Origin of the sequence: Candidatus Magnetobacterium casense (assembly GCF_019173545.1) — a bacterium.
Lineage (GTDB): Bacteria > Nitrospirota > Thermodesulfovibrionia > Thermodesulfovibrionales > Magnetobacteriaceae > Magnetobacterium > Magnetobacterium cryptolimnobacter.
Window position 1 is genome coordinate 1 of the sequence record NZ_JABXWD010000708.1, and the last position, 1,263, is coordinate 1,263.

Here is a 1,263-nt window from a genome sequence, read left to right on the forward strand (position 1 = left end):
AGTGCTGCGGCGACTACTCCAATGGGGGCGGCACTTTCAGGCATTCAGGGCGATTACATAATGGTTGGCGCAACCGTAGGGGCGGCAGATACCGTACAGATAACTGATATAAACTACACCACCAACACCCTGACCGTTGACCCCGCTTTTACGAGGGCAGATGGTGAGTATATCTGGCTCTACAAGAAGTCTGACGGCGACGTAGTGTTGAGTGGAGCCGCACCTGACTACGGAGCGCACGAATACATATCAGACGCACCTGTATATTATTCCGTCACGGTGACAAAGGGAACGGGCAACCCCTCAACGGTCACGGCTACCAATGCGTACATAGATTGCGGGAATGTATGCTCCGACCCGAATGTTGCAAGTGGTACGGTGGTCACGCTGGACTGTTCATGTCAGGTAGGCAATCCCGTATGGACGGGGTGCGATAGCGTTGCGGGGGGTGATTGTACGGTTACGGTGAATGGCGACGAGTCTATCACGGTAGGTTGCCAAAACTTACTGTTCAAGGGCAAAGGTAAATTCAAGGGGAAGTAATATGAAAAAAGTCTTTATCATTCTTTTCATTCTTTTATATTCATCCCTCGCTTGGGGGGCAAGTGTCACGCATTATTATTATCCCTACGATGAAGTGGGCGGTGAACTTACCCTTGGTACAGGTGCGGATGACGGGAAGATTACCGTTACGGGGGTACTCCATACCGTTGATACCTACGGGGATGCTGCTTCTGATGATCTGGCAACGATTACGGCGGGGACAGGTGGGCAGCCACTCTATATTCGTGCGAACCATACAGATAGAACCATCGTGGTGAAATCCACAGGGAATATAGATAACGGCGGAACTGACATTACCCTTGACGATAGTACCAAATATGTGCATCTTGTTTATGATTCCGTGCTGACTAAATGGGTGGTGATAAGCGCGTTCCCTGCAGCGTCAGGCGGTCTTGCTTCCACTGATATTGACACTTCGGCTGAACTTTTAGCAATTACAACCGATGAAACGGGTTCTGCTTCCGGTACGCCTTTGCTTGTATTCAATCAGGGACCGACTATAAACGGGGCGACATTAACGGGAGTAGTAGATGGTGGTGGGGCGACCTCCGTTGAAATACCCAATTCAGACGACCCCGATACGGCAGCGGTAGGGCAGATAGCCCTTGATACCGATGGATGGTTTAGGGTCTATAATGGCACAGTCCAGTATGGTGTTCCGATTACCTTCACGATAGAACGTACAATTACCTCACCCTT

2 protein-coding genes are annotated in these 1,263 nt (G+C 50.3%); both read left to right on the plus strand.

Annotated elements, in window-relative coordinates; translation table 11 throughout:
* The coding region (locus HWQ67_RS18940) for a hypothetical protein (protein WP_218254251.1) at nt 1–543 on the plus strand (543 nt) is incomplete at its 5' end.
* Between the two features lie 94 nt (nt 544–637).
* On the plus strand, nt 638–1,263 hold a 626-nt coding region (locus HWQ67_RS18945; RefSeq protein WP_218254252.1), incomplete at its 3' end, for a hypothetical protein.